A 24,152-nucleotide genomic window follows, 5' to 3' on the forward strand; every position below is an offset into this window, starting at 1 on the left:
GGCGGCCGGAGACCCGGATCTGCTCCGACGATGCCGAACGGCACCTGGAGGAGATCCCCTTCGGGGCCGGGCCCGGTGCGGGGTCCGAGGCCGACTTGTGCGGATGCCTCGTCCTGCGTCACCGAGGGTCGTGTCCGGCTCGTAGGCGGTGCAGCACGACAACGGGAACGGCCGCCCGGTACTTCACCGGGCGGCCGTTCGCCTTTTCATCCCAGGCCGGAGGTCAGGCCCCTTCCTGCCTCCAGGCCTGCGCACCACTCCTGTTGCAGGTGTACTGCTGCACCCGGGAGCCATTGGCCGTGCCGGAGTTCGCGACGTCGAGGCAGAGGCCGCTGTTCTTCGACATGATCTCGAGTTGACCGTTGCCGGTGTCGTTGATCCACCAGGACTGGGCGGCACTGTTGTTACAGTCCCAGATCTGGAGCCCGACACCGTTCTGGGTCGAACTGCCCGGGACGTCCAGGCAACGCTGGCTGTTGAAGTTCACCAGCGTCGACGAGTAGTCGGAGTGCGTCGCCCGGGAGAACTTCTGCGCGAGTGACCAGTTGCAGTCCCATATCTGCGCGATGGTGCCGTTGGCCTTACCACCGGAGGCGATGTCCAGGCACTTCCCGCTCTGCGGGTTCACATACCGGGTGCCGACGTAGGGGTGGTTGACACCGTCGGCGACCATGGTCGGCCGGCCGGTCCACTTCAGGTTCTCGAAGTTGTTGTAGTAGGTCGCGTAGACCTGGTCGATGCTCAGCCCACCGACCTGATGGACGTTGAGCAATACCTCGTCGGCCTGCCGCAGGGAGCCGTACGTCATGTTCGGGCTGCCTGTCCAGACCTGGCGATTCCCGCTGGAGTCGTTGATCAGGATGTACTTGGAGTGCACATAGGTCGATGCCTGATAGTCGATCCAGACACCCGCGCCGCCGTTCCGGAGAGTGGTGGTGGAGTCGTTGTCCTGGTCGGTGACGGTCTCGACATCGCAGCCCCTGGTCTCGGCGTTGACCAGGGCGGCAGGCACGTATCGGTCGGGGTTGGAGGTCTGCCACGTCGGGACGGCGATTTTGATGCTGCCCCGGGCGTCGTTGTTCTTGCAGTCGACACTGTTGATCAGATTGACCACCGGGTCGCTGCCAGTGGTCGGGAAGAACTGGATGTCTGCGTCGCCTGCCGAAGAGGTGACGCCCCGCTGCCCGCCGTAGTTGAGGTTCGTCGATCCGGCACCCGTGCCGGCGACGCTCCACATGTCGGTGAAGAACTGGCGGAGCTTGTCCTGCATCGAGGACCAGCCCACATAGACGACGGCGTTGTTGGCCGCCTCGAAGCCGCCGTCCCACTGGGACCAGTTCTGGGACGTCACCAGCACGACATTGCTGGATCCACCGGTGCTGTCGAAGGCGATGAACTTCGCGTGCATGTCGACGTCGGCGAAACAGCCGTCACGTCGCTGCAGATTCTCGCCGCACACGCGCGCGTCGGACCCGGATGTGGTGGCACCGAAGGTGTTACGAAGCTTGGTGACGCCGTCCTCGACGATGAAGTTGCCGTTGGTGTCTACGTGGCCGCCGGTGACGAACTGCACCTTGATGCCCCGCTTGGCGGCGTTCTCCAGCGCGATGCGGACGGGGTTCCCTGCGCCGTAGTCGAGCAGGTGGTAAGCGGCCACCTTGATGGTGCCGGTCGCCTTGTTGATGAGGTCGACGGCCTTGTTCTCGATGGCGTGGTCGCCCGGCATGGTCACGATGACTTCGGGCGTCACCCCCGCGGCGTAGGCGGGTTGAGCGACCAGGACCGGTATGAGGGCCGCCGGGAGCAGCAGCGCGGTCAGGGTCGAAGAGAACCTCCGCAGGATTCCACTCCTTGGCGGAGTCCTTCGACCGTGACGGTCGCGGATCTTGGTTCGATGAGCTGCCGGGCCGGCCGTCGCCACGTCGATTCCGACAGTGCGCAGTGCGGCCGCGAGTGCGCCGCCGATGGTTCTTCCGAGTGTCATGGGCGATCCTCCCGTAGGTTCTGACATCACCTCGCGGCGAGCTCCGTCCACCCGAGAGTCGCAGAAGCCCCAGACCCCGCCGTACAGCGGCAGGTTGGCTTTTCGCGTAAACCTGTGCGGTAGCACCTGCTGCCCGGTTCCACCCAGCGCGGTACACCTGACCTGGCACCTGCCCGGCCGTCGCAGGGGTACGAACCACTCCTGGCCGAAGCGGACGACGCCCCCGTGCACACCGGCTCGGGGAACCCAGGCAGCCGTGACGCCAGGGCCAAATGCCGTTGCTCGACGGGATTGGACCTAGTTGCTCCGACGCACACCCGGTGAGACCGCCGCCCGGCCCACCGCCCAGAACAGGCCCAGCGTCGCGAGCGCCATCCCGGCGACCAGGGTGGCGCCGCCCACCACCTTCTCGTAGTTGTGCTGGTAGAGACCGTCGACGATGTAGCGGCCGAGGCCACCGAGGCTGACGTACGCGGCGATGGTGGCCGTGGAGACGATCTGGATGGCCGCCGAGCGCAGCCCGCCGAGGATCAGCGGGAGCGCGACGGGCAGTTCGACGCGCAGCAGGATGTCGGCCTCGCGCATGCCCATGCCCCGCGCGGCGTCCACGGGGGGCGGATCCACGGAACGCATCGCCTCGTAGGTGGTGACCAGGATCGGCGGTACGGCGAGGACGACCAGCGGGATCATCACGGGCAGCATGCCGAACCCGAGCACGAGGGTCGTCACCACCAGCAGGCCGAAGGTGGGCAGCGCGCGGCCGGCGGTGGCCACCAGGGAGAGGACGTTGCCGCCCCGCCCGTAGTGACCGGTGACCAGGCCGATCGGGAGCCCGATCGCGGCGGCGATGGCGAGCGCCTCCAGGGAGTACTGGACGTGCTCCCACAGCCGGGTGGGGATGCCGTCGTAGCCACTCCAGTGGGCGCTGTCGTCGAAGAAGGCGTGGATGTAGTTGATGACGTTCACCGGGCTGCGTCCTCCAGGGCGGGCACGGCCGGCTCGGGCCGGACACCGGCGGGCCTGGACTTCGCGCCGCGCGTGGCGCTCGGCATCCAGGGAGTGAGCAGAACGCGTACGACGACCAGCGCCGCGTCCGCGAGCACCGCAAGGGCGGCACTGGTGATCACGGAGTTCCAGGCGAGTTCGGGCCGGTTGTAGATCTGCGCGTCGTGGAGCAGGTTGCCGAGCGCGCCCTGGTTGCCGATCAGCATGCCGACGCTGACGAGGCTGATGCTGGACACGGTGGCGACCCGCAGACCGGCGATGATGGCGGGCACCGCGATCGGCAACTGGACCTGGACGTAACGGCGTACGGGCCCGAAGCCCATGGCGGTCGCGGCGGCGAGGGTCTCCTGCGGGACCGAGCGGACACCGTCGACGATCGCCGGGACGAGCACGACCAGGCTGTAGACGGTGAGCGGGATCATCACCGTCAGCTCGGTCTGTCCCGTGTAGTCGATGAGGACGACGAAGAAGGCGAGCGACGGGATGGCGTAGAGCACGGTCGTCACCCACAGCACGGGCGGGTACAACCAGCGCAGCCGCACGCACAGTTGGGCCAGCGGGAGCGCCAGCAGCAGCCCGCCGAGCACCGGCAGCAGGGCCTCGCGCAGATGGAGCCCGATGAGGCCGAGCCAGTCGTGCTGGAGGTCGCTGGGGATGTCGAAGAAGCGGTTCCAGTTCACCTGACGACCTTCTGCCCGCTCTTCCCGCTGCCCCCTGGGGTCGGCCCCTCCGCACTTCCTGCCGCGTGGGCGTGGGCGCCGCGGATGGCGTCGCCGATGGCCGTCTGTGAGACGACACCGGCGGCCCGGCCCTCGGCGTCCACGGCGACCGCCCAGCCGGTGGGCGACAGGACGGCACAGTCGAGCGCGGCGCGCAGCGAGTCCCGTCCGGCGACGAACGGCCGCCCGCACGGCAGCAGTCGGCCGGCGTCGACCTGTCCGGCCGTCAGCTCACCGGGCTCGCTCCAGCCGAGCGGACGCCCGTCCAGACCGGTGACGAGGAGGTACGGGGCCTCGGTCGCGCCGCGTGCGGCGATCTGCTCGGCGGTGGCATCGATCGCGACGATCGGGGTGGTGAGCAGCTCCAGGCCCGCCGAGGAGAAGAACGACAGGCGCCGGATGCCCCGGTCAGCGCCGAGGAAGTCCTCGACGAACGCGTCGGCGGGGTCGGACAACAGCTCGGCGGGCGGCGCGAACTGGGCCAGCTTGCCGCCGGTGCGCAGTACGGCGACCATCGTGCCGAGCTTGACGGCCTCGTCGATGTCATGCGTGACGAAGACGATGGTCTTGCCCAACTCCTCCTGGATGCGCAGGAGTTCGTCCTGAAGCCCCTTACGCACAACAGGGTCGACGGCGGAGAACGGCTCGTCCATGAGCAGCACCGGAGGGTCGGCGGCCAGGGCCCGTGCCACACCGACACGCTGCTGCTGGCCGCCGGAGAGCTGGTAGGGGTACCGCTTGGCGAACGAGGCGTCGAGCCCCACCCGTTCCATCAGTTCCCGGGCCCGCGCGCGGGCCTTGTCCTTGCTCCAGCCGAGCATCCGGGGCACGGTGGCGATGTTGTCGACGATCGTCCGGTGCTGGAAGAGTCCGGCGTTCTGGATGACGTAACCCATGGACCGGCGCAGGGTGTTGACGGGCTGCTGACGGCTGTCGACACCATCGATGAGGATCGTGCCCTCGCTGGGCTCGACCATCCGGTTGATCATCCGCAGGGTGGTCGTCTTGCCACAGCCCGAGGGGCCGACGAGGACGGTGATCGAACGATCCGGTATGTCGAGGGAGAGCCGGTCGACGGCGACCGTGCCGTCCGGATACCGCTTGGTGACTGAATCTATCCGTATCAAAACGCCGAATACCCTTCGGGTCTGGCTGTTTCCGCCCACTCTTGACCAGCCGAGTTTCGGGCCATTGCGGGGAGAGTCTAAACCTCGTACGTTTCGGACGTTTCCGCGGGAGAGACGCGTTCCGCGCGTCCTGCTGACGGCCGATCAGCGAGGGGCGGCCGAAGTCGGCCGACGGCTGTCGGATGCCGGCACCCCGAACAGGACGTAATTCTCTGCGCACCCTCTTCGAGGACCTGTACGTTCCCTCCCATGACCGACAACCGAAAGGGCAGTGCCGCGTAGGCGCCCCTCCGCCCTGCGGGGCGGGATTTCCGTCCGGAGGCAGCACTGGCGACGGCGCGCCTCGATCGACCGTCTCTCCGGTTCCTGCGCTGCCGACATCCGCCGGCTCGAACTGAGCCGCCACTGGCCCGAGTCGACGGCGGAGGCCTTCTCACAGTGGAGGTCTCTGGCGTACGGGCCGCTGCGCCGATTCACGGAACCCTTTCCGGCCGAGGCATGCGGCATCCCCGGATGCTGGTGCTGCCCGGGGTACTTCCGCGACCACCTCGAAGACGTGATCCACGCCCTGCCCAGGAAGAGCGCCCGCGAACTGCGCGCGCTCGTACGGTCGTTGGACCGCACGATCCTGGACCGGGCGAGGATCCTCCGAGCCGACCACCCCGACGAGCCCTGGTGGCGGGGCCAGTTGTGAAAGGGAGAGAGCGACAGTGAGCAGGAGACGTTACGTCGCCCGGGGCGTCCCCGGTGGCTACCGGATCTGGAACAACCGAGGGCGCCGTTGGTGGGGCGACCTCTACGAGCTGTGCCCCGACGACCTGCTCGCCGAGCTCAACGGGGCGGCGGACCAGGACCGGATCACCGCACTGCTCAGGCGATACCGGGCGCTGAAGCGGTAGCGGTACCGGTTGCGCGCGATGGTCGGGCCTCAGGCACCGACCTCCTCGTCGAGGACGGCGCCTGGGGTCCTTGCGGTCAGTCGCTGATCCGCGGCAGAAAGGAGTCGATCCTGTTGCCGCTGCGGGCGATCAGCACATCCTTGTAGAGCAGGAGTTGGGCCGAGTCCCCGAAGTCGGGCCCCGGCTTGTCGATGTCGACGTGACCGTGCCAGACCTGGTCGCCCGTGAGCAGATCGAGTGCGGACAGATCTCCGGTGGGGCCGAAGAAGTACACGACCCCCTGCCCGTCCGACACCACGGGAGACGCGATGCCCTGCATCAGGTCCTGGTCGGGCATCTCGATGCCAACCGGGCCGGTCCACAAGGTCTTTCCCGTGGTCAGCGAGTAGGCCGAGGCCTTGCCCTGCCGGGATACGGAGATCAGACGGTCACCCACGATCTCCGATGCGACCACGGTCGTCCCTTCGACCCGATAGCGGTGTGAGGTCCGCTGCCCGGAGCCGCTGACGGTGGTCAGCTTCTTGTCGGCGCTGAACGCGTCGTTCTCCTCGATCAGGACCAGCCGACCCTCCGAGGTCCCGACGAGCGACTGCCTGCCGGGGATGGTCGTGACCTTCCCAGCGCTTCCGGTGGCGGGATCGAGACGGAAGATGTCGGTACCGGAGTCGTCCGGCTTCCCGGCGTCCCGCGTGCACAGGAGATACGGCGTGTCGCTCAGCACCGCCCGTTGGCACGCGATGCCCTTGTCCCAGGTGTGGCGCCACTTCTCCTTGCCGGTCAGCGGATCGAGGGCCGACATCGTGCGAAGCGACGGGGTGTTCGCCACCACCGCGCCGTCGATGAGCATGGCGGCCTGATCGCTGCGGTCGTCCTGCGGCATCTCGACCGACCACAGCAGATGGCCGTCGCCGGCGTCGACCGCCATCAGATCGGTGCCACCCCGGTAGTTCCCGTTCGGCAGGTTCTCCGAGGTGTGATTGCGGTACGCGTAGACCACCCCGTCACGCACAGCGACCGGATGGTCGAACCCGTCTCCTTCTCGATTGACCTTGACCGTCCACAGCCGCTTGCCGGTGTTGGCGTCGATCTTCGCGGCGTCGTACTCGGACCCGGCGCAGTACAGCGCGGAACCGTCCACCAGGCAGCCTCGTTCGTCGGCGCCCGGATCGTCGCTCGCCCACGGCTTCCAGCCCTCCGGCGACGCCGCCGGCCGCACAGGCCCGTGCTGCTCGGCCGTACCGCCGCCCCCGAAGCCCAACACCGCCACCACAGTGATCGCGGCAACGGCGGTCGCCGCCCCCGCGGCCTGCGAGAAACGGCGCCGCCCGCGCCGTCGCACCACCTTGTCGGCCAGGTCACCGGGCGCCCACACCCGGTCCAGGGCGACCGCGTGCAGCGTCTCCCGGACCATCTCCTCCACCCGTGCCTCCGCCTGCTCCGTCACGTGCTCCCGCGTCATCCCTGGGCCCCCTTCGGCGTGTAGCTGAGCGACTGGACCTCTGCCGCAAGCCCTCCTGGACCGAGCTCCGGCACGAGCACCCGGAGCTTGGCGAGCGACCGGTACGCCGTACTGCGCACCGTGCCGACCGGGCACCCCAGCAGCGCCGCGACCTCGGCCTCCGGCAGGTCCTCGAAGTAGCGCAGCACGACCACGGCCCGCTGCCGCTTCGTCAGACGACCGAGCGCCGCCCACAACGCGATCCGCAGCTCGGTGTCCGCCCCGGCGTCGGCGTCCGTGCCGGACTCGGGCAGTACGGGCACCGTCGTCTCAACACTGTGTCTGCGCAGCCGCCAGCGGTTGACCTGCTGGCGGTACATGACCTTGCGGACATAGGCCTCGTGCTGCCCGATGTGCGCCCAGCGCCCGTAGGCCTTCATGAGCGCGATCTGCAGCAGATCCTCCGCGGCATGCCGGTCCCCTCCCGTGAGCAGTACCGCGAGCCGCAGCAGCGCGGTGGAGCGCATTGCTACGAACTCGCGGAACCCGTCGTGATTCGAGGCCTTCATCGAACCTCCCCTTCTCGAACATTCACGACGCGGTGAGCCGCCCGCGGCTATCCCTCCTCCCGCCACAAAGGTGTAGCGGGCTACACCCCGGGTTCGGGAGAGCGCTCCCTCGTGGCGGAGAGGCGTTCCCGGGATCGTTGATCTCGGAAGCGAACGCTTCCCCACCACCTCTCCCACCTGGCCCTTTCCGGGGCCCACCTGGAAGGAAACCCCATGAAGTCCCTGCTCGCCTCCAAGCCCGTCCTCTGGTTCCTGTTCCTCTTCAACCTCGCCGTCGCGGCCGTCGCCCCGTTCGTCGTGGACGGTACGCAGGGCGTCATGACCGGTGTCGGTATGGGCGTCGTCTCCCTCGGCGCGGGCGTCAGCCTCTTCAAGGGCCGCGGACAGCAGCAGGGGCGACAGGGACCGCAGGAGCGCGGCGCGCACCGGCAGCAGATCTGACGCGCCCCTCCAGGGAACAGGGGAGGAAGCTCCCTGACAGCCGAATGGCTCCACGTCGCGACCAATGCGGTGCGCCGAGGGAAAACGCTGGTCAGCGGGGTTATGGAGACCGAGACAGGGATCACTGAGAGTCCGCGAGCGGTTGCGGGCGGTGGCGGGTGTTCGCACCGTGGGCCCAAAGAGAGCAGCTCTCGAAAGGACTGCGCATGCGCGCCCTCGTATCCCGTTCCGGCCTCGGCCCCCGCTCCCGCGGGCTTCTCCTCCCGTCGTCCGTCGTCTGTGCCGCGCTGATATTCGGCCCGGTCGGCACGGCCGTCGCCGTCACCGACGCGAGCCGGGACGTCTACGCCTCCATCGGCGCCCACACGTCGTGGTCCACCACGTCAGGCACCTCCTCCACGGCCTTCAACTTCGCCAAGGCATCCGCCAAGGCCTCCGCCGATCCCTCCTCCTACGCGGACCGGGTTCTCAAGCGGCTCGGCGCCCTCGACCGCGCCGACCGCAGGGACATCCTCGCCCCGGTGCTGAACGTCCTGACCGACCTCACCGAGCAGACAGGCACCGGCCGCCTCACCGCGACCCAGGCGGCCGGGTTCGCCAAGGCGGTCGGGACGGCGAACGCCTCGCTCAAGCAGCGCCTGGCGGAACGGACCGGGACGACGAACAGGGCCGCGGCAGCCATGGCCGACCCGATCTCGGACCTCCTGGACCAGCTCCAGGCCACCCTCAGCGGCCTCCTCGACACAGTCACCGGCCTGGTCGGCGGCCTGTTGGGCACGGTCACGGGCCTGGTGAGCGGGCTCCTCGACACCCTCGGCGGCCTCCTCGGGGGTCTGCTGGGCGGCCTGCCGCCACTGCCGGTGGAACTGCCGCCGGTGGAACTGCCGCCGGTCGAACTGCCGCCGCTGGATCCGCCGCCGGCCCCGCTGCCCGCGCTCCTCGGAGCAGAGGGTCTGACGGGGACAGGGAGTACGGCAGACACGGTCAAGTGACAGCAACGCGCTAGCCCTGTGGCCCGTCCCCTAGAAAGCGCCGACTGTCGGCGGGGCGGGCCACAGACCGGGTCCGGAATCGGCGCCGGTCAGCGCAGCGCCGACGCACCCGCGCGGACGGCACGCAGGGCGCGCTCGACGCTCTGCTCGTTCTCGCCGACCGGAGCCACGTAGTCGAGGACGTCACGCGCGGCGGCCTCCCCGAGTGTCCGGGTGATCACCCACGTGGCGAGGTACTGCGAGGCCAGGCAACCGCCCGCCGTGGCGATGTTCCCCTCGGCGTGGAAGGGCACGTCCAGCACGGTGACACCCTCGGCCTCGACGAAGGGCCGGCTCTTCCTGTCGGTGCAGACGGGCATGCCACCCAGCAGACCGAGCCGGGCGAGCACCAGCGCGCCGGAGCACTGGGAACCGATCAACTGCCGTACGGGGTCGAGCGACAGCCTGGCGATCAGCCGCTCGTCGGCGACCACCTCACGTGCCTTCACCCCGCTGCCGATCAGCACGACATCGGCCTCGGTCACGAACTCCATCGACCGCTGCCCGGTCACCTCGACACCGTTCATCGACGTGACGACGGGCGTCGGCGTGGTGATGAAGGCCTCCAGACCGTCCTTACGGCAGCGGTTGATCAGCGCGGAGGCGATGAAGCTGTCGAGTTCGTTGAACCCGTCGAAGGTGACAACGGCTACCTGCATCACAACTCCCCAACTACGACTACGACTTCGACTTCGACTACAACCGCAACCGCACGTTCAGTGGCGGTCACCGGCGGATCAATGGGCTGGCGGGACAGCGCGGGCGGGTCAACAGGCTGGCTGGTCGACAGCCGGTCGGTGTCGCGAGTATGTCCCGTCCCCGCGAACCGCGCCCACCGCACCGGCCGGATGTGATTCGCTGCCAGGGTGACTCAGGACCTGGAGACCATTGCCTTCCCGTCCGCCGAGGCCTTCGAGGCATGGCTCGGCGAGAACCACGCGGTATCGCCCGGCATCTGGCTCAAGCTGCGCAAGAAGGGCCCCGGAATCGTCGCGCTGAACTACGCCCAGGCCCTCGACGTGGCGCTCTGCTACGGCTGGATCGACGGCCAGAAGGCCGCGCTCGACGACCAGTTTTGGCTCCAGCGGTTCACCCCGCGCAGGCCGCGCAGCAAGTGGTCCAAGGTCAACTGCGGCAAGGTGGCCGTCCTGATCGAGCAGGGCCGGATGCGTCCGCAGGGGCTGGCGGAGATCGAGCGGGCCAAGGCGGACGGCCGCTGGGAGGCGGCGTACGACAGTGCGAGGACGGCCACGGTGCCGGACGACCTCGCGGCGGCCCTGGCCGCGGACCCGGCCGCGGCGGCGTCCTTCGAGACCCTGGACCGGCAGAACCGCTACGCGATCCTGTACCGGATCCAGGACGCCAAGAGGGCCGAGACCCGAGCACGCCGGATCGAGAAGTACGTGGAGATGCTGGCCAAGGGCGAGAAGCTCCTCCCCTAGGCAGGTGGCCACGCAGCGAAGTGACCAGTGCCCGCTGCCCAGTCACCAGTCACCAGTCACCAGTCACCAGTCACCAGTCACCAGTGAGTCTCAAGCCACCTCAGCAACGCCGCGAACCCCGGAGACATGGTGGTGTCCGACTGGGTGAGGACGGTGGTGGAGCGGCCGCCCTCCTCCACGGTGATCGTGTAGCTCATCGCGTCCCGCGCCCGGCCGGACCGGTCCACCTCGGCCGCCGGAACCGCCGCGGCGGCGACCAGTCGGGCCAGCTCCGCCGCATCGTTCGCGGACAGGGCGTCGCTGTCCAACTCCTTCGGCGGGAGGCGGCGTTGGATCGCAGCCGCCTGCCCGCCGTGCTTCGCCAGAGTCACCCTCATCCGTGGGTCACACGTTCCCGCTGGAGCGCGGCCACGGCCTTGGACAGCCCCGCCACCTGGGCGGCCAACGCCTCGACCTGCCGGTTCAGCGCCACCAGCCCGTCCTCCCGGCCCGCTCCACCGTCCTGGCCGGCCGAGCGACCCCGCGCACCGTTCCGGCCGGCGCGGCTCCGCGCCCGGGCGACCCCGGCCGGGACCCCGCTGATCCGGATGCCGACCTCCTGCCACGCCGCCAGCACGGCCAACTGCTCGGTGCTGTCGGCCCCGTAGAGTTCCTCGGCCTTCTGGTGGGTGGTGTCCGCGAAGCCCTGGAACTGCGTGTCGACGCTGGAGGCCTTGAGCGACTCGTACCAGATGAGTCCGGGAGCCTCCCACGCGAACCCGCCGATGTTCGTCGCCGTCAGGTAGAACGCCTTGTTCGGGATGCCGGAGTTGATGTGCACCCCGCCGAAGTCCTCTCGCTCGGTGTCCGGCAGGTGGACGAAGTGACGCATGTGCGCAGGCTGGGGATCCTTGCCGAACAGGTCGTTGTCGTACGCGTGTCCCGGAGCCTTCATCGAGCGCAGGGCGTCGGCGTCGATCCCCGGGGTGAAGATGTCGGCCCCGATCAGCCAGTCCGCCGTCTCGGCCGACTGCTTCATCGACCACTGTTTGACCAGCGACCCGAAGACGTCCGACATCGACTCGTTCAGCGCCCCGGACTGATTGTGGTAGGCGAGCCCCGCGGTGAACTCCGTGACCGCGTGCGTCAGTTCGTGGGCGATCACGTCGAGGGATCCGGTGAAGTCGGTGAACATGCTCTCGTCCCCGTCACCGAAGACCATCTGCCGTCCGTCCCAGAACGCGTTGTTGTACTGCACGTCGAAGTGGACATAGCCGTCCAGACGCATTCCCCGGTCGTCGACCGAATTCCGTTGCAGCACACTGCGATAGAAGTCGCGCGTGGTGCCGAGTCCGTCGAAAGCCCGCTTGACGGACTCGTCCGCGGAGGCCGGTCCGTCCTCCGACTGGGCCAGCGCAGCGAAGGGGAGGAACCTGCCCTGCTGGCAGTCGAAGACTGTCCGCCTGCCGTTTCCCGCGGAGGCGGCGCCGACGAAGGACGCCCGGACTCCACGCTCACCCCGCAACCGGGCAGTGGTCAGCAGGGTGTCCAGGGCGGCTTTGCGAACCCCGGAGTTGTCGCTTTCCAGAAGCTTGTCGAGAAGGTGCGGCGGGATGATGCAGTTGACGCGACGGGTCCTGCTCATGGCATACCTCCTGTGCAATGGGAGCGCCGGTGACATGGTCAATTGATTACCGAGAAGACCGGGCGGAAAATGCCATCGCAGAGAAAAGCAAGACATGAACAGTTTCCTGCTGACCATGGCGACTGGCAAACGCAGCGCGAACCATGGCCTCGATCATTTCCGCGTTCGTGTTCACGATCATGTTCGCGGCCAGGTTCGCGGCCGTGTCCCATCACCCGGACGGCCCTCGCCGGTGGCGGCCCGGGGGAGTGGTTGCTGGCCTGGGACCCCGTCCGCCATCCGCCATCAGAGGGAGTCCGCATGCCCGGCCCGAAGGAGAACCCCGGCCCGCACAGGACCGACAACCCCACCGAGACCTTCGCCTTCCGCTGTCTCGCCTGCGGCGCGGCCTGGAACCGCACCTTCGAGGTCGTCGTCCTCCTCCCGGACCCGGCCGGCTGCCTCAACCCGATGGAGTACGTCGACGAGGACAGCCGTGCCATGCACTCCCCCCTGACCGACGCGGTGTGCGCCACCTGCGGCAGCCGAAGGGTACGGGTGGGCTGAAGGGGACCCGAAGAGGCGCTGAAGGGGCCAGAAGGGAGCGGAAGGGGAGGGCTGAAGAGAGATCAGCGCGCCGCCGACTGCCAGGAGGCCCGCCTACTTCTCCTCGAAGGAGGCGAAGTACGCCGCCGCCATGTCCTCGTCCCCGTGCCCCTGTTCCTCTGCGCGCCGGAACCGTTCGGCGCTCGCGGCGGCCACATCCAGCCGTACGCCGTTCCGCTCGCCCGCCTCGACGATCAGCCGCGCGTCCTTCGCGGCCGTGGACACCGCGAAACTCGCCGGAGTCAGCTTGTCGTCCAGGATCAGACCGGCCTTGGCCCGCAGATAGCCCATGTCGAGCGGACCGCCGGCGATGACGTCGAAGAAGCTCTGCGGGTCGACGCCGAGCGCCTGGGCCAGGGCCAGCACCTCGCCGGTCGCGCTGGTGGCGGCGAGCACCCAGCTGTTGGCGACGAGCTTCAGCCGTGTCGCACTGCCCGCGGCCCCCTCCTCGCCGGTCCACACCGTACGGGCACCGACCGCGTCGAGGACCGGCGCGACAGCCCCCCGGTGCTCCACGGGACCGGCGGCGAGCACGAGCAACTGTCCGGCCTCGGCGGGCTGCCGGGTCCCCAACACGGGCGCGTCGAAGAAGGCGAGCCCCAACTCCGCTGCCATTGCCCCCAGTTCACCGATCGCGTCCACCCCTGCGGTGGTCGACTGCACCCACGCGGCCCCCGGACGCAGCGCGGGCCCGGCCTCCCGCATGACGTCCCGGACGGCGTCACCGTCGTACAGCATGGTCAGGACGACATCCGCGTCCCGTACGGCATCGGCGGGCGTGTCTGCGACCTGGACGCCTGCTTCGGCGGCCAGCGGTTCGGCCTTGGCGCGGGTCCGGTTCCAGACCCGGACGGCATGGCCGGAGCGGGCGAGGTTACGGGCCATGGCGGCACCCATGATGCCGGTGCCGAGGACTGCGACGGTGCGGACAGGAGTGTCGGTGTCGGTCATGGGCTCAGTAAAGCAAGCGGGCGGGGTCTTGCCGTCGGGTGATTCCATCCACCAATATTCCGCGCAATGGATAAAATATTGAACCGGAGCCGGCCGTGACCCCGGCGCTGAAGTCAGCGAGCGGTCTCCTGGCCGCACTGGCCCTCTGTGTGCTGGGCAGCGCCCCGGCCCCCGCCGCAGCGGCAACGCCCCATTCCGCCAACGCGTCCACCGTCCCCCACATCTGGCCGACTCCCCAGCAGGTGAGACCCGGCCACGGCACCCAACCGGTCCCGAAGCAGGTCGTCGAGGTCATCGGCCACGCCACCGACCCCGCCGCCCGCGCCCTCGTCGAACGCGTCCTGCGCGACGCCGGAGCCCGCACCATCCGTACGGTCACAGCGGGCCGCCCGGCACCCCCCGCCGCCCTCACCGTCTACGTCGGCGGCCCCACCGAGAACCCGGCGACGGCAAAGGCCCTCAAGCTCCTGCACGCCGCACCCCCCACCCAACTCCCCTCCGGCGGCTACACGTTGGCCACGGGCCAGGGCACCATCGCCCTGTCCGGCGTCGACCCGACAGGCACCTTCTACGCGGCCCAGACCCTCCGCCAGCTCATCACCCACCGCTCGGTCCCCTCCACAACAGTCCGGGACTGGCCGACGACCGCCCTGCGCGGAGTGATCGAGGGCTTCTACGGCGCCCCCTGGACCCAGCGCGACCGCCTCTCCCAACTCGACTTCTACGGCCGCACCAAACAGAACGTGTACGTCTACTCCCCCAAGGACGACCCGTATCTGCGCGCGAACTGGCGCGACGACTACCCGCCCGCCCAACTCGCGACCCTGAAGCAACTGGTCGACCGCGCCGCCGCCAACCACGTCCGCTTCACCTACGCCCTCTCGCCCGGCCTGTCGGTCTGCTACTCCTCGGCCGCCGACGTCAGGGCGCTGGTCGCCAAGTTCGAGTCGCTGTACGCGATCGGCGTGCGCTCGTTCGCCGTACCGCTGGACGACATCAGCTACACCGCTTGGAACTGCCCTGCCGACGATCAGAGGTTCGGCACCGGAGGCGGCGCGGCAGGCACCGCGCAGTCGACGCTCCTCAACGCCGTCGTCAAGGACTTCGTCTCCGCACACGACGACGTGACCCCGCTGGAGATGGTCCCGACCGAGTACTCCGACCTCACCGGCTCCCCGTACAAGACCGCGCTGCGCGAGAGGCTGGACCCCTCGGTCGTCGTCGAATGGACCGGCGTCGGAGTCATCGCGCCGACGATCACCACCGAACAGGCCCGCCAGGCAAGGGAGTTGTTCGGTCACCCGATCCTCATCTGGGACAACTACCCGGTGAACGACTACACCACCAGCCGCCTCCTCCTGGGCCCCTGCACGGGCCGCGAGGCAGGCGTGGCCACCCAGGTCACGGGCATCACCGCCAACCCGATGATCCAGGCGGAGGCCAGCAAACTGGCCCTCTTCACCTCGGCGTCCTACGCCTGGAACCCCACGGCGTACGACCCCCGGGCAGCCTTCCTGGCCTCGGTCCAGGACTTCGCGGCCGACGCGCCCAGGTCCACGGCCGCCTCCCTCCGGCTGTTCGCGGAGAACAGTTACTCCTCCCCTCTCGACGCCACCGAGTCCCCGACGCTGACCCCCCTCCTCAAGGCGTTCACGACGGCGTACGAGAGCGGCGAGGGCCTGGCCGAGGCGGCCCGCGCGCTGACCGCCTACTTCAAGGAGATGGCCGCAGCCCCGGCGGACCTCCGCGCGAATCTCGCCAACTCCCCGTTCCTCACGGAGACTTCGCCCTGGCTGGACAAGCTGGGAGCATACGGAGAGGCCGGCGGGACGGCAGTCGAGTTGATGCTCGCGCAGAAGAACGGCGACACGGACGGCGTCTCAACCCTCTACGCCCGCCTCCAGTCGCAGCGCAAGCAACTCGACGCGGTGCCCCAGCAGATCGCCCCCGGCGTACTGGACCGCTTCCTGTTCGACGCGACACTGAGAGCGGCCCCCGACCCGGGCCCGGACGCGTCCTTCACCCCGACGTCCCTGTCCCTTTCCCCCGGCGGCAGCGCCACCTCCACCCTCACGATCGCCGACAACCGCTCCACGACGGACGCCACAACAACCTGGCAGATCAAGCCGGTTGACGGCCTGACCGTCACCCCGTCCTCGGGCACGGTCACCGTCCCGGCAGGCGGAAAGGTGACGGCGACCCTGACGTTCACGGCGGCGAGCGGGGCGGAAGCGGGCACAAGGTCGCTAGCGGTCACCGGAGATGGACTGGTGAGCCGGGCGATCCCCGTACAGATAACCGGAGTTGACGGCGGCAGCACCCGCGCCCTCACCGCCAACTTCAGCGGCGCCTCGGTCAGTTCGGTGGACCTGGCCTCCGGTACGTCGACGGAGATCCCCGTCGGCAACAACCCGGGGGAGGTCGTGGTCAGTTCGGACGGCCGTACCGCCTATGCGGCGAACCAGGGTTCGGACACGGTGAGCGTCATCGACATCGCCACCGCGAAGGTCACCTCGACCGTGGCGGTCGGGGACGTACCGGCGGGCCTCGCCCTCACCCCGGACGGCCGGACCCTCTGGGTCGCGGACTACTCCGACGACGCGGTCCAGCCGATCGACCTCGCCACCGGCACGGCGGGCGCGAAGATCACGGTGGGCGACGGCCCGGAGAACATGGCGATCACCCCGGACGGCACCACCCTGTACGTGGCGAACATCCACGACAGCACGGTGAGCCCGGTGAACCTGTCAACGGGCAAGGCGGGAGCAGCGATCGCGGTCGGGCCGAACCCGTTCAACGTGGTCGCGGCTCCCGACGGGAAGACGGTGTACGTGTCCAACTCCGGCGGCTCGACGGTCACCCCGATCGACACCGCCACGAACGACACCCGCCCGACCTATCTGGTCACCGGTCAGGCGTACGGCCTCGCCGTCTCCCCCGACGGCCGCACCCTGTGGGTCAGCGCGAGCAACGGTGACACGATCACCCCGCTCGACACGGTGACCGGCGCTCCGGGCACCCCGGTCACCGTCGGCCGCTCCGCCTTCGACGTCACCCTCGACTGGAACGGCACCACGGCCTACGTCACAACAGCCGACGCCGGCACCCTCGTCCCGGTGACAACGGCAACGGGGAAGGTCGGTACACCCCTGAAAACGGGCGCATACCCACTGGCCGCGACGGTGACGGGAGTACCGGTCAACTGAAATCCGGACGGTTCACCCGCGCCCCTTCAGGGGCGCGGGGAACTGCGCGACCAGCCACAACACACCCGCGGCCAAAAAAGGCACCGCCAGACCACGCACCGCCAGACCAGCGGAGCGTTACTGCATCTCGGCCCAGGGGTCGATGACCGCCGGACGGGCCGGCGCCGCCGCGGCGGCCGGACGGCAGGTGAAGCCGAGCCGATTGAGCGCGGCGATCATTTCCTTCTCGGTGAAGTCCCGCCGGTCGAGGCGGGTGATGACCGCCCCGACCTGCTTGACGGGGTAGTCCACGCCACCGATGCTGACGGCCGCACTGGTGATGGGCTCGGGAGCGACCCCGTCCATCTTGTGCGTGACCTCGCTCATGATCAGGTCGAACGGGAATCGGGCGATCACACAACGCATGGTGCCTCCGCAGGTCAGAGAAGGGTCCGGGGTCAGTGCTTCTGGGGCCGGTCAGTTGTTCTGGGCCAGGTGATACGGGCGCCGGTCGGCCTGGAACCGACCGGCTGAGTGGATCCGGTACGGCGCTGGTGTCAGCCGGTCTGACGTGCGTCCGAGCCCGGGCGCCGGTTCCGGGGCGCCCGGCGCCGGCGGCTGCGTGGCTCGCCGTTGGGGTCCTGCTCCGTACGGGCGGACGGGTTCCCGCCCGACACACGCGGCGGCTTGGCACCGCCACCGGTCGGACGCGACGCCTTCTTGGCAGTGCCGCCACCCGTCGCACGGGTCTTGCCCGCGGCACCACCGCCCGCGGTGCGCGCCGTGGCCGCACCGCCTTCGGCGGACCCGCGGCGTGAGCGCGAACCCGCGCCGGAACCGGATCCGGAACCGGCGCCCGATCCGGACCGGGACCGCGAGGATCTGGACCGGCCGGAGCCGTCGCCCTTCGGGGCGGACGGCGGGGTCGGGGCCGGGACCGGGATGACCACAGGTATGCCCGAAGGCGTACGGGCTCCGGTGATGCGGGTCAGTTCGGCGGCGCCGGGGGAGACCTTGGCCGTGTTCGGGTCGACGCCCGCCGCCCGGGTCAGGCTCCGCATCTCGCGGCGCTGCTCGGGCAGGACCAGGGTGACCACGCTGCCGGAGGCTCCGGCACGAGCCGTACGGCCGCCGCGGTGGAGGTAGTCCTTGGCACCGCCGGGCGGGTCCACGTTGACGACCAGGTCGAGGTCGTCGATGTGGATGCCCCGGGCGGCGACGTCGGAGGCGACCAGCACGGTGACCTCGCCCGTCTTGAACTGGGCGAGCGTACGCGTGCGTTGGGGCTGGGAACGGCCGCCGTGCAGGGCTGCCGCGCGGACGCCGCTCTTCAGCAGGTGCTTGGTGAGGCGGTCGACGCTGCGCCGGGTGTCCATGAACATCAGGACGCGTCCGTCGCGGGCGGCGATCTCGGTGGCGACCGTCTTCTTGTCGACGTCGTCGACGTAGAGCACGTGGTGCTCCATCGTCGTGACGGCGCCGGCGTGCGGGTCGGTCTGGTGCACCACGGGCTCGTGCAGATAGCGGCGGGCGAGCCGGCCGACATCCGCGTCGAGCGTGGCGGAGAACAGCATGCGCTGGCCCTTGCGCGGCACCTGGTCGAGCAGATACGTGACCTGCGGCAGGAAGCCCATGTCGACCATCTGGTCGGCCTCGTCGAGGACGGTGACGGAGACACGGTCGAGGCGGCAGTCGCGGCGGTCGACGAGGTCACGGAGCCGGCCGGGCGTCGCGATGACGACCTCGGTGCCGGCGCCGAGCGCACGGGCCTGACGGGCGATGGGCAGCCCGCCGACGATCGTGGTCATCTTCAGGCTCATGGCGCGGGCGTGCGGGGTGAGCGCGTCCACGACCTGCTGGGCGAGCTCACGGGTCGGTACGAGGACGAGTGCCAGCGGGCGGCCCGCCTCGGCACGCTGTCCGGCGAGACGGGCCAGCATGGCCAGGCCGAAGGCCAGGGTCTTGCCCGAGCCGGTCTGACCACGGCCCATGACGTCGCGGCCCGCGAGGGTGTCCGGCAGCGTGGCCGCCTGGATCGGGAAGGGGACGGTGATGCCCTCGACGGTGAGGGAGGCCAGCAGCGAGGGCGGCAGGCCCAGGTCGGCGAACGACCGGTTCATGCAGAACCTTCCTCAATGCGGCACGTCGACAGAATCACGGCAGCGCTCAGCGTCCGCCACGAGAGCGGCGGCACACAGGACAAAAAGGCCGTGGGGACGGGCCGAAAGGAAACGAGCGGTGAAGGGGGACTACCCCCGAGAACCAGGGACGTGCAACCGGAGCCCGGCGCGAAATCGTCCCTAAAAAACTGTGAGCCGGGGCCCGCACCCCTAGGTGCGGGCCCCGGCCACAATCACGTGTGTCGATCCACTAGTGGATCGCCAGGATCACGCGGATCAGGCGGGGAGGATGTTCTCCGCCTGGGGGCCCTTCTGACCCTGCGTGACGTCGAACGTCACCTTCTGGCCCTCGTGCAGCTCACGGAAGCCCTGGGTGGCGATGTTCGAGTAGTGAGCGAAAACGTCGGCGCCGCCGCCGTCCTGCTCGATGAAGCCGAAGCCCTTTTCCGCGTTGAACCACTTCACGGTACCGGTGGCCATGTTAAATCTCCTTGGGGCATGCTCGGGGGCCCGCACCGTGCGGACCCCGCGTCGCCGGAATGATTGCCCCGACCGGAGAAGAACACCGAAATCTTTGGGAACCACAACTGCAACTGAAAACCACGCTAGCACACAACGCGCTGGCAGGGGGCTGCGGCAATGTCACACGTCCGGCGGGAATAGTCTCCGCAGCTCAACGCGGTCCGCAGCGGTGGGAACGTCCTCGCGGGTGCCCAGGGTAGCCGCAGCCATCCGGTGCCCCAGATGCAGCCCCTCGGCGGCGTCCCGATCTTCGAGCAGGGCCGCGAGATACCCGGCGGCGAAGGCGTCGCCCGCGCCGATCCGTTCGACGACACGGGAGGCGGGCGTGGGCACGAAGATCTCCGTGCCGTCCGCCCCGTACGACGTCGCTCCGTGACCGGCGTCCTTGACGACGATCACGCGGGCCGGGCGCAGCAGGTCCCGGATCTCCTCGGGTTTGCCGGTGTCCCACAGGGCCTCGGCCTCGTCGCGGCCGACGAAGACGATGTCCGCGGCGCGGGCCAGGTCCAGCAGGGCGGCGGGGGCCGCGCCGGCGGGGCGGTGGCGCCAGAGGGCGGGCCGGTGGTTGACGTCGAAGGAGACGAGGGGGCCGGGCACCGCGCGCCGGACGACGAGGGCGGCGAGCAGTTCGGCACAGCTGTCGGAGAGGGCGGCGGTGATGCCGGAGACGTGCAGGAGGCGGGCCGAGGCCAGCAGGGGCAGCCGGGCCAGGCCGGGGCCCATGAGGGTGGCGGCGGAGTCGCGGCGGTAGTAGTAGGTGCGGGTGCCGTCGGGGGCGGGGTCCTTGAAGTAGACGCCGGTGGGCCGCTCGGGGTCGGTCTCGACGGCGGACACGTCGACTCCCCGCCCGGCGAGTTCGTCGAGGACACGCCGCCCCAGAGGATCGGCCCCCACCCGCCCCACCCAGGCCACCCGGTGCCCAAGGGCGACAAGCCCACAGGCCACATTGGACTCGGCCCCACCGACACCCAGCGAGAGCTGCGTCTGCCGCCTGAGCGGCGAGGCGTCCACCGGACCGAGTACGGCCATGGACTCCCCGAGGCAGACGACCTCGGGTCCATGAGGAGAGGTACGCGAAGACGGAACGAACACGAGGGGGTGCTCCTTGGGCGCGGGCCGGGGGCGGGGGTCGGCGGGCTTGGCGGGCCGACGGAGGCCGAGGGGTGCGGCTCGGCGGGCTGACGTGGCCGACGCGGGTTGCGGAAGGTACGGGCCGACGGGCACGAAGGACTGCCTGGCGGTCCGAGCGGACCCGATGGGGGATGGGGCCGGGGTCGCGACAGCGCCCCGACAGGGGCGATGGAAACTGCGCGGCCGACCCCCCACCAGCCCGCAGCCGAAGAACCGCCCACCCGGCGGAGCCCTACGTCTCAAGCACCCGGTGCAGGAACTGCTGGGTCCGCGCCTCGGCCGGAGACCCGAACACCCGGTCCGGCGGGCCCTGTTCGAGCACGACGCCGCCGTCCATGAACACGACCCGGTCCGCCGTGTCCTTCGCGAACCGCATCTCGTGCGTGACGACGACCATGGTCATGCCGTCCTCGGCCAACGACCGCATGACACCGGTGACCTCGCCCACGAGCTCCGGGTCGAGTGCGGAGGTGGGTTCGTCGAAGAACATGACGGCGGGGTCCATGGCGAGCGCACGCGCGATGGCGACGCGCTGCTGCTGTCCGCCGGAGAGCTGGGCGGGGTAGGAGTCCGCCTTCTCGGACAGCCCGACCCGTTCCAGGGCGACCCGTCCGCGCTCCTCCGCCTCCCCCTTCTCCAGCTTCCTGACCTTGCGCAGGGCAAGCGTGACGTTGCCGAGGGCCGTCTTGTGCGGGAAGAGGTTGAACTGCTGGAAGACCATGCCGACGTGTCCGAAGATCTCCGGCGCGCGCTTTGCGTCGTGCAGGGGCACGCCGTTGACCCACACCTCGCCCGCGTCCGCGCGCTCCAGGTCGCACATGATCCGCAGCAGGGTGGACTTGCCGGAGCCGCTGGCGCCGATGAGGACGACGACCTCGCCGGGCGCGACGTCGATGTCGACGCCCTTGAGGACGTCGAGCGCGCCGAAGCGCTTGTGGACACCGGTGAGGGAGATACCGGCGGCTGCCTTCTCCACGGTGGGGACGGGGACGGTCGTCATGCGAGGACAGCCTTTCGTTCCATCCGCCGCACGACGAGCGACAGCGGGTAACAGATGACGAAGTAGAGGACGGCGACCGCGAGATAGGTGGTGGCCGGGTCGCCCGCGCGGTCGATGACGGCCTGTCCCTGGCGCAGCAGTTCGACGTAGCCGATGACGACGGCGATCGAGGTGTCCTTGATGAGGGACAGGTACTGCCCGACGAGCGGCGGCAGCACGATCGCCCGGGTCTGCGGAAGGATCACGGAGACGAACGTCCGCACCCGCCCGAGCCCGAGGACCCTGGCCGCCTCCCACTGCCCCTTGGGTACGGCCTCGATGCCCGAGCGGAAGATCTCCGCGATGTAGGCGCCCTGGTAGAGGGTCAGGGCGAGCAGGGCGGCGCCGAAGACGGTGATGCCGGCGAGGTTGAGGTAGGCCGCGCCGAAGTAGATGAACAGCATCTGGATGAGGAGCGGGGTGCCCCGGAAGACCTCCAGATAGACGCGGGCGAGCTGGGCCAGCACGGGCACCCGGCTGGTCCGTACGCCTGCCACGACCAGCCCGGCGAGGGTGCCGGTGACGATGGCGGCGGCGGACAGCCGCACGGTGGCCCACAGGCCCGAGGTGAACAGTTCGCGGTTCGACCAGATGACCGACGAGTCCATGGGGCTCAGGCCTCCTTTCGCACGCGTACGGGCAGGAGCCGGCGTACGGCGTCCAGTGGGCGGGGTCGTACGGCGGCCGGGCGCAGCGGGGGTCTGAAGGTCGCGCGGCCGATCAGGCCGGCCGCGAGGACGACCAGGTTGGTGAGGACGAGGTAGAGGACGGCGGCGATGCCGAAGACCTCGATGGTGAGGAGGGTGCGGGAGTTGATGACCGTGGCCGTGCCGGTGAGTTCGGGTACGGAGATCGCGGAGAGGAGGGAGGAGCCGAGGATGATCTGCACGAGCTGGTTGACGACGGCCGGGTAGACGTTGCGCAGCGCCTGGGGGAGGACGACGTGCGCGAAGGTGCGGGCCGGGCCGAGGGCGAGCACGCGGGCCGCCTCGCTCTGGCCGCGCGGCACCGCCTGGATGCCGGCCCGGAAGATCTCGGTGAGGTAGGCGCCCACGTTGACGCCGAGCGCGAGGACGCCCGCCTGTACGGGGCTCAGGTGCAGGCCCGCCGAGGGCAGGGCGAAGTAGGCGACGAACATCTGGAGCAGCACGGGGGTGTTGCGGATGACCTCGACGTACACGGCGGCCGGTGCCCGCAGGACGGCGTACCGGGATCTGCGGGCGAGTGCGCCCAGCAGGCCGAGGGCGCAGGCGAGGGCGAACGCAGCCAGGGAGAGGCGCAGGGAGAGCCAGGCCGCGTCCAGGTAGGTGGGCCAGTCCTGGAGGGCGTAGTTCCAGTCGGTGAGCACGTCGGGTCCTCCTCAACAGGTCAACGGGGCTGTCAGTAGGAGGGGTTGAGGGGGTACGGGCGCTCGACGCCGAACCACTTCTTGTAGAGGGTCGCGGCCTCGCCTGAGGTGTTGAACTCGCGCAGCCAGGTGTTGACCCACTGGAGCCAGGTCGGGTCGCCCGCCTGGACACCGATGCCGTTGTACTCCAGCGGCACGACGGAGTCCTTGGTGACCTTGAGGGAGGAGTCCAGCTTGGCCTGGTAGTTGAGGAAGTTGGAGTCCTCGACCATGGCGTCGGCCTGGCCCTGCTTGACCGCGAGGACGGCGGCCGCGGAGGTGTCGTACTCCTGGATGGTGGCCTTGGGGTTGCCGGCCTTGACCGCGTCGCCGTTGGTGGAGCCCTTGGTGACGGCGACCTTCTTGCCGGTCAGGTCGGCGAGGGTAGAGATGCCGCTGGCCTTCTTCACCAGCATGACCTCGCCCGCGACGATGTACGGATCGCTGAAGGCGACCTGCTTGGCGCGTTCGGCGGTGGTGGTGAAGTTGCAGACCACCGCGTCGACCTTCTTGGTCTGGAGGTTGGGGATGCGGTTGGCGGACGTCGTGTCGACGATCTTCACCTTGACGTCGAGGGCCTTGGCCATGGCGGTGGCCACGTCGACGTCGAAGCCCTGGGGCTTGTTGTCCTTGCTGAGCGAGCCGAACGGCGGGAACGTCAGGCAGCTGGCGACGTTCAGCGTGCCGCGCTTGATGACCGTCTGGAGCGTCGAGGAGGCCGCTCCCGAACCGGTGGTGCCGGAGGCGGAGCTGCACGCGGTGAGGAGTGCGGCGCCGGTCACACCGGCACAAATCACCATCAGCGGGCGGGTACGGTGACGAAGGCTCATCAGGGGTTCCCTTCGGGCGCGAAATCAGGGGCGTGATTTTGCTATGCAAAACGTCATTTCGCAGATTGCGGAACGTTGGGCAGAAGTTAGCTCCGGGCATTCGCGGTCGTCAATGGATGATTT

The 24,152-nt window shown here is 69.5% G+C and carries 25 protein-coding genes; 7 read left to right on the forward strand and 18 right to left on the reverse strand.

Going from position 1 to position 24,152, the window contains the following annotated elements; all coding sequences use genetic code 11:
• Positions 1-223: 223 nt before the first annotated feature.
• The 4 genes from OHN74_RS20780 to OHN74_RS20795 all read right to left on the reverse strand — a co-directional run bounded on the left by OHN74_RS20780 (position 224) and on the right by OHN74_RS20795 (position 4,835).
• Positions 224-1,984, reverse strand: coding sequence for an RICIN domain-containing protein (locus tag OHN74_RS20780; RefSeq protein WP_327696061.1), 1,761 nt, complete (start codon positions 1,982-1,984; stop codon positions 224-226).
• A gap of 297 nt (positions 1,985-2,281) precedes the next feature.
• Positions 2,282-2,950: an ABC transporter permease gene (locus OHN74_RS20785; RefSeq protein ID WP_327696062.1), complete on the reverse strand. Its 669-nt coding sequence runs from the start codon at positions 2,948-2,950 to the stop codon at positions 2,282-2,284.
• The gene (locus tag OHN74_RS20790; protein WP_327696063.1) at positions 2,947-3,669 is read right to left on the reverse strand and encodes an ABC transporter permease; all 723 of its coding nucleotides are present in this window, start codon (positions 3,667-3,669) and stop codon (positions 2,947-2,949) included. Before OHN74_RS20790 ends, OHN74_RS20785 begins: the two co-directional genes overlap by 4 nt.
• On the reverse strand, positions 3,666-4,835 hold the full coding sequence (locus OHN74_RS20795; RefSeq protein ID WP_327696064.1) for an ABC transporter ATP-binding protein: 1,170 nt from the start codon (positions 4,833-4,835) through the stop codon (positions 3,666-3,668). Before OHN74_RS20795 ends, OHN74_RS20790 begins: the two co-directional genes overlap by 4 nt.
• 271 nt (positions 4,836-5,106) lie before the next feature.
• Here OHN74_RS20795 and OHN74_RS20800 point away from each other — a divergent pair, with 271 nt between their 5' ends.
• Both OHN74_RS20800 and OHN74_RS20805 read left to right on the forward strand, forming a co-directional pair.
• Complete coding sequence (locus OHN74_RS20800) at positions 5,107-5,529, forward strand: hypothetical protein (protein WP_327696065.1); 423 nt, start codon at positions 5,107-5,109, stop codon at positions 5,527-5,529.
• Positions 5,530-5,545: 16 nt separating this feature from the next.
• Positions 5,546-5,734 (forward strand): hypothetical protein, encoded by a 189-nt coding sequence (locus OHN74_RS20805; protein ID WP_327696066.1) that lies wholly within the window; start codon positions 5,546-5,548, stop codon positions 5,732-5,734.
• A 76-nt stretch (positions 5,735-5,810) separates the two neighbouring features.
• On the opposite strand, the gene OHN74_RS20810 is transcribed toward OHN74_RS20805, so the two are convergent.
• Both OHN74_RS20810 and OHN74_RS20815 read right to left on the reverse strand, forming a co-directional pair.
• Positions 5,811-7,193, reverse strand: a complete 1,383-nt coding sequence (locus OHN74_RS20810; protein ID WP_327696067.1) for an outer membrane protein assembly factor BamB family protein — start codon at positions 7,191-7,193, stop codon at positions 5,811-5,813.
• Positions 7,190-7,741, reverse strand: a complete 552-nt coding sequence (locus tag OHN74_RS20815; RefSeq protein WP_327696068.1) for a SigE family RNA polymerase sigma factor — start codon at positions 7,739-7,741, stop codon at positions 7,190-7,192. Before OHN74_RS20815 ends, OHN74_RS20810 begins: the two co-directional genes overlap by 4 nt.
• A gap of 213 nt (positions 7,742-7,954) precedes the next feature.
• Between OHN74_RS20815 and OHN74_RS20820 the strand changes: the two genes are divergently transcribed.
• Both OHN74_RS20820 and OHN74_RS20825 read left to right on the forward strand, forming a co-directional pair.
• Positions 7,955-8,182, forward strand: a complete 228-nt coding sequence (locus tag OHN74_RS20820; protein ID WP_327696069.1) for a hypothetical protein — start codon at positions 7,955-7,957, stop codon at positions 8,180-8,182.
• 206 nt (positions 8,183-8,388) lie between these two features.
• Positions 8,389-9,174 (forward strand): hypothetical protein, encoded by a 786-nt coding sequence (locus OHN74_RS20825; protein WP_327696070.1) that lies wholly within the window; start codon positions 8,389-8,391, stop codon positions 9,172-9,174.
• 89 nt (positions 9,175-9,263) lie between these two features.
• Here OHN74_RS20825 and OHN74_RS20830 read toward each other — a convergent pair whose 3' ends face one another.
• Positions 9,264-9,872, reverse strand: a complete 609-nt coding sequence (locus OHN74_RS20830) for a DJ-1/PfpI family protein (protein ID WP_327696071.1) — start codon at positions 9,870-9,872, stop codon at positions 9,264-9,266.
• Between the two features lie 207 nt (positions 9,873-10,079).
• Between OHN74_RS20830 and OHN74_RS20835 the strand changes: the two genes are divergently transcribed.
• Complete coding sequence (locus tag OHN74_RS20835; protein ID WP_327696072.1) at positions 10,080-10,655, forward strand: YdeI/OmpD-associated family protein; 576 nt, start codon at positions 10,080-10,082, stop codon at positions 10,653-10,655.
• 77 nt (positions 10,656-10,732) lie between these two features.
• On the opposite strand, the gene OHN74_RS20840 is transcribed toward OHN74_RS20835, so the two are convergent.
• On the reverse strand, positions 10,733-11,032 hold the full coding sequence (locus OHN74_RS20840; RefSeq protein WP_327696073.1) for a protealysin inhibitor emfourin: 300 nt from the start codon (positions 11,030-11,032) through the stop codon (positions 10,733-10,735).
• Positions 11,029-12,279, reverse strand: a complete 1,251-nt coding sequence (locus tag OHN74_RS20845; RefSeq protein WP_327696074.1) for a M4 family metallopeptidase — start codon at positions 12,277-12,279, stop codon at positions 11,029-11,031. Before OHN74_RS20845 ends, OHN74_RS20840 begins: the two co-directional genes overlap by 4 nt.
• Before the next feature lie 300 nt (positions 12,280-12,579).
• On the opposite strand from OHN74_RS20845, the gene OHN74_RS20850 reads away from it, so the two are divergent.
• Positions 12,580-12,825, forward strand: a complete 246-nt coding sequence (locus OHN74_RS20850; protein WP_327696075.1) for a hypothetical protein — start codon at positions 12,580-12,582, stop codon at positions 12,823-12,825.
• 93 nt (positions 12,826-12,918) lie between these two features.
• Here OHN74_RS20850 and OHN74_RS20855 read toward each other — a convergent pair whose 3' ends face one another.
• Positions 12,919-13,815, reverse strand: coding sequence for an NAD(P)-dependent oxidoreductase (locus OHN74_RS20855; RefSeq protein WP_327696076.1), 897 nt, complete (start codon positions 13,813-13,815; stop codon positions 12,919-12,921).
• 95 nt (positions 13,816-13,910) lie between these two features.
• Between OHN74_RS20855 and OHN74_RS20860 the strand changes: the two genes are divergently transcribed.
• Positions 13,911-17,021, forward strand: coding sequence for a beta-N-acetylglucosaminidase domain-containing protein (locus OHN74_RS20860; protein ID WP_327696077.1), 3,111 nt, complete (start codon positions 13,911-13,913; stop codon positions 17,019-17,021).
• Positions 17,022-17,138: 117 nt separating this feature from the next.
• Here the strand turns inward: OHN74_RS20860 and OHN74_RS20865 are convergent, their stop codons facing one another.
• The 8 genes from OHN74_RS20865 to OHN74_RS20900 form a co-directional block, all read right to left on the reverse strand.
• Positions 17,139-17,426, reverse strand: coding sequence for an SCO5918 family protein (locus OHN74_RS20865; protein ID WP_327696078.1), 288 nt, complete (start codon positions 17,424-17,426; stop codon positions 17,139-17,141).
• Positions 17,427-17,557: 131 nt separating this feature from the next.
• Positions 17,558-19,120 carry a DEAD/DEAH box helicase gene (locus tag OHN74_RS20870; protein WP_327696079.1) on the reverse strand — a complete coding sequence of 521 codons (1,563 nt, stop codon included), beginning with the start codon at positions 19,118-19,120 and terminating at the stop codon, positions 17,558-17,560.
• Positions 19,121-19,396: 276 nt separating this feature from the next.
• A complete protein-coding gene (locus OHN74_RS20875) occupies positions 19,397-19,600 on the reverse strand; it encodes a cold-shock protein (RefSeq protein ID WP_006373337.1) in 204 nt (67 codons plus the stop codon).
• 162 nt (positions 19,601-19,762) lie between these two features.
• Positions 19,763-20,734 (reverse strand): sugar kinase, encoded by a 972-nt coding sequence (locus OHN74_RS20880; RefSeq protein ID WP_327696081.1) that lies wholly within the window; start codon positions 20,732-20,734, stop codon positions 19,763-19,765.
• Positions 20,735-21,005: 271 nt separating this feature from the next.
• Positions 21,006-21,773, reverse strand: coding sequence for an amino acid ABC transporter ATP-binding protein (locus tag OHN74_RS20885; protein WP_327696082.1), 768 nt, complete (start codon positions 21,771-21,773; stop codon positions 21,006-21,008).
• The gene (locus tag OHN74_RS20890; protein ID WP_327696083.1) at positions 21,770-22,420 is read right to left on the reverse strand and encodes an amino acid ABC transporter permease; all 651 of its coding nucleotides are present in this window, start codon (positions 22,418-22,420) and stop codon (positions 21,770-21,772) included. Before OHN74_RS20890 ends, OHN74_RS20885 begins: the two co-directional genes overlap by 4 nt.
• Positions 22,421-22,425: 5 nt before the next feature.
• Entirely contained in the window at positions 22,426-23,160 is a 735-nt protein-coding gene (locus OHN74_RS20895; RefSeq protein WP_327696084.1) for an amino acid ABC transporter permease, read from the reverse strand.
• A gap of 32 nt (positions 23,161-23,192) precedes the next feature.
• Positions 23,193-24,029: an ABC transporter substrate-binding protein gene (locus OHN74_RS20900; RefSeq protein WP_327696085.1), complete on the reverse strand. Its 837-nt coding sequence runs from the start codon at positions 24,027-24,029 to the stop codon at positions 23,193-23,195.
• Positions 24,030-24,152: the final 123 nt, after the last annotated feature.

The organism is Streptomyces sp. NBC_00459 (assembly GCF_036013955.1).
Taxonomy (GTDB): Bacteria; Actinomycetota; Actinomycetes; order Streptomycetales; family Streptomycetaceae; genus Streptomyces.

What these genes read in the sequence shown, in the direction of transcription:
- OHN74_RS20780 (WP_327696061.1), bottom strand. Translation starts at nt 1,984, where the DNA reads ATGACACTCGGAAGAACCATCGGCGGCGCACTCGCGGCCGCACTGCGC.
- OHN74_RS20810 (WP_327696067.1), bottom strand. Translation starts at nt 7,193, where the DNA reads ATGACGCGGGAGCACGTGACGGAGCAGGCGGAGGCACGGGTGGAGGAG.
- OHN74_RS20815 (WP_327696068.1), bottom strand. Translation starts at nt 7,741, where the DNA reads ATGAAGGCCTCGAATCACGACGGGTTCCGCGAGTTCGTAGCAATGCGC.
- OHN74_RS20820 (WP_327696069.1), top strand. Translation starts at nt 7,955, where the DNA reads ATGAAGTCCCTGCTCGCCTCCAAGCCCGTCCTCTGGTTCCTGTTCCTC.
- OHN74_RS20825 (WP_327696070.1), top strand. Translation starts at nt 8,389, where the DNA reads ATGCGCGCCCTCGTATCCCGTTCCGGCCTCGGCCCCCGCTCCCGCGGG.
- OHN74_RS20830 (WP_327696071.1), bottom strand. Translation starts at nt 9,872, where the DNA reads ATGCAGGTAGCCGTTGTCACCTTCGACGGGTTCAACGAACTCGACAGC.
- OHN74_RS20840 (WP_327696073.1), bottom strand. Translation starts at nt 11,032, where the DNA reads ATGAGGGTGACTCTGGCGAAGCACGGCGGGCAGGCGGCTGCGATCCAA.
- OHN74_RS20845 (WP_327696074.1), bottom strand. Translation starts at nt 12,279, where the DNA reads ATGAGCAGGACCCGTCGCGTCAACTGCATCATCCCGCCGCACCTTCTC.
- OHN74_RS20850 (WP_327696075.1), top strand. Translation starts at nt 12,580, where the DNA reads ATGCCCGGCCCGAAGGAGAACCCCGGCCCGCACAGGACCGACAACCCC.
- OHN74_RS20855 (WP_327696076.1), bottom strand. Translation starts at nt 13,815, where the DNA reads ATGACCGACACCGACACTCCTGTCCGCACCGTCGCAGTCCTCGGCACC.
- OHN74_RS20865 (WP_327696078.1), bottom strand. Translation starts at nt 17,426, where the DNA reads ATGCGTTGTGTGATCGCCCGATTCCCGTTCGACCTGATCATGAGCGAG.
- OHN74_RS20870 (WP_327696079.1), bottom strand. Translation starts at nt 19,120, where the DNA reads ATGAACCGGTCGTTCGCCGACCTGGGCCTGCCGCCCTCGCTGCTGGCC.
- OHN74_RS20875 (WP_006373337.1), bottom strand. Translation starts at nt 19,600, where the DNA reads ATGGCCACCGGTACCGTGAAGTGGTTCAACGCGGAAAAGGGCTTCGGC.
- OHN74_RS20885 (WP_327696082.1), bottom strand. Translation starts at nt 21,773, where the DNA reads ATGACGACCGTCCCCGTCCCCACCGTGGAGAAGGCAGCCGCCGGTATC.
- OHN74_RS20890 (WP_327696083.1), bottom strand. Translation starts at nt 22,420, where the DNA reads ATGGACTCGTCGGTCATCTGGTCGAACCGCGAACTGTTCACCTCGGGC.
- OHN74_RS20900 (WP_327696085.1), bottom strand. Translation starts at nt 24,029, where the DNA reads ATGAGCCTTCGTCACCGTACCCGCCCGCTGATGGTGATTTGTGCCGGT.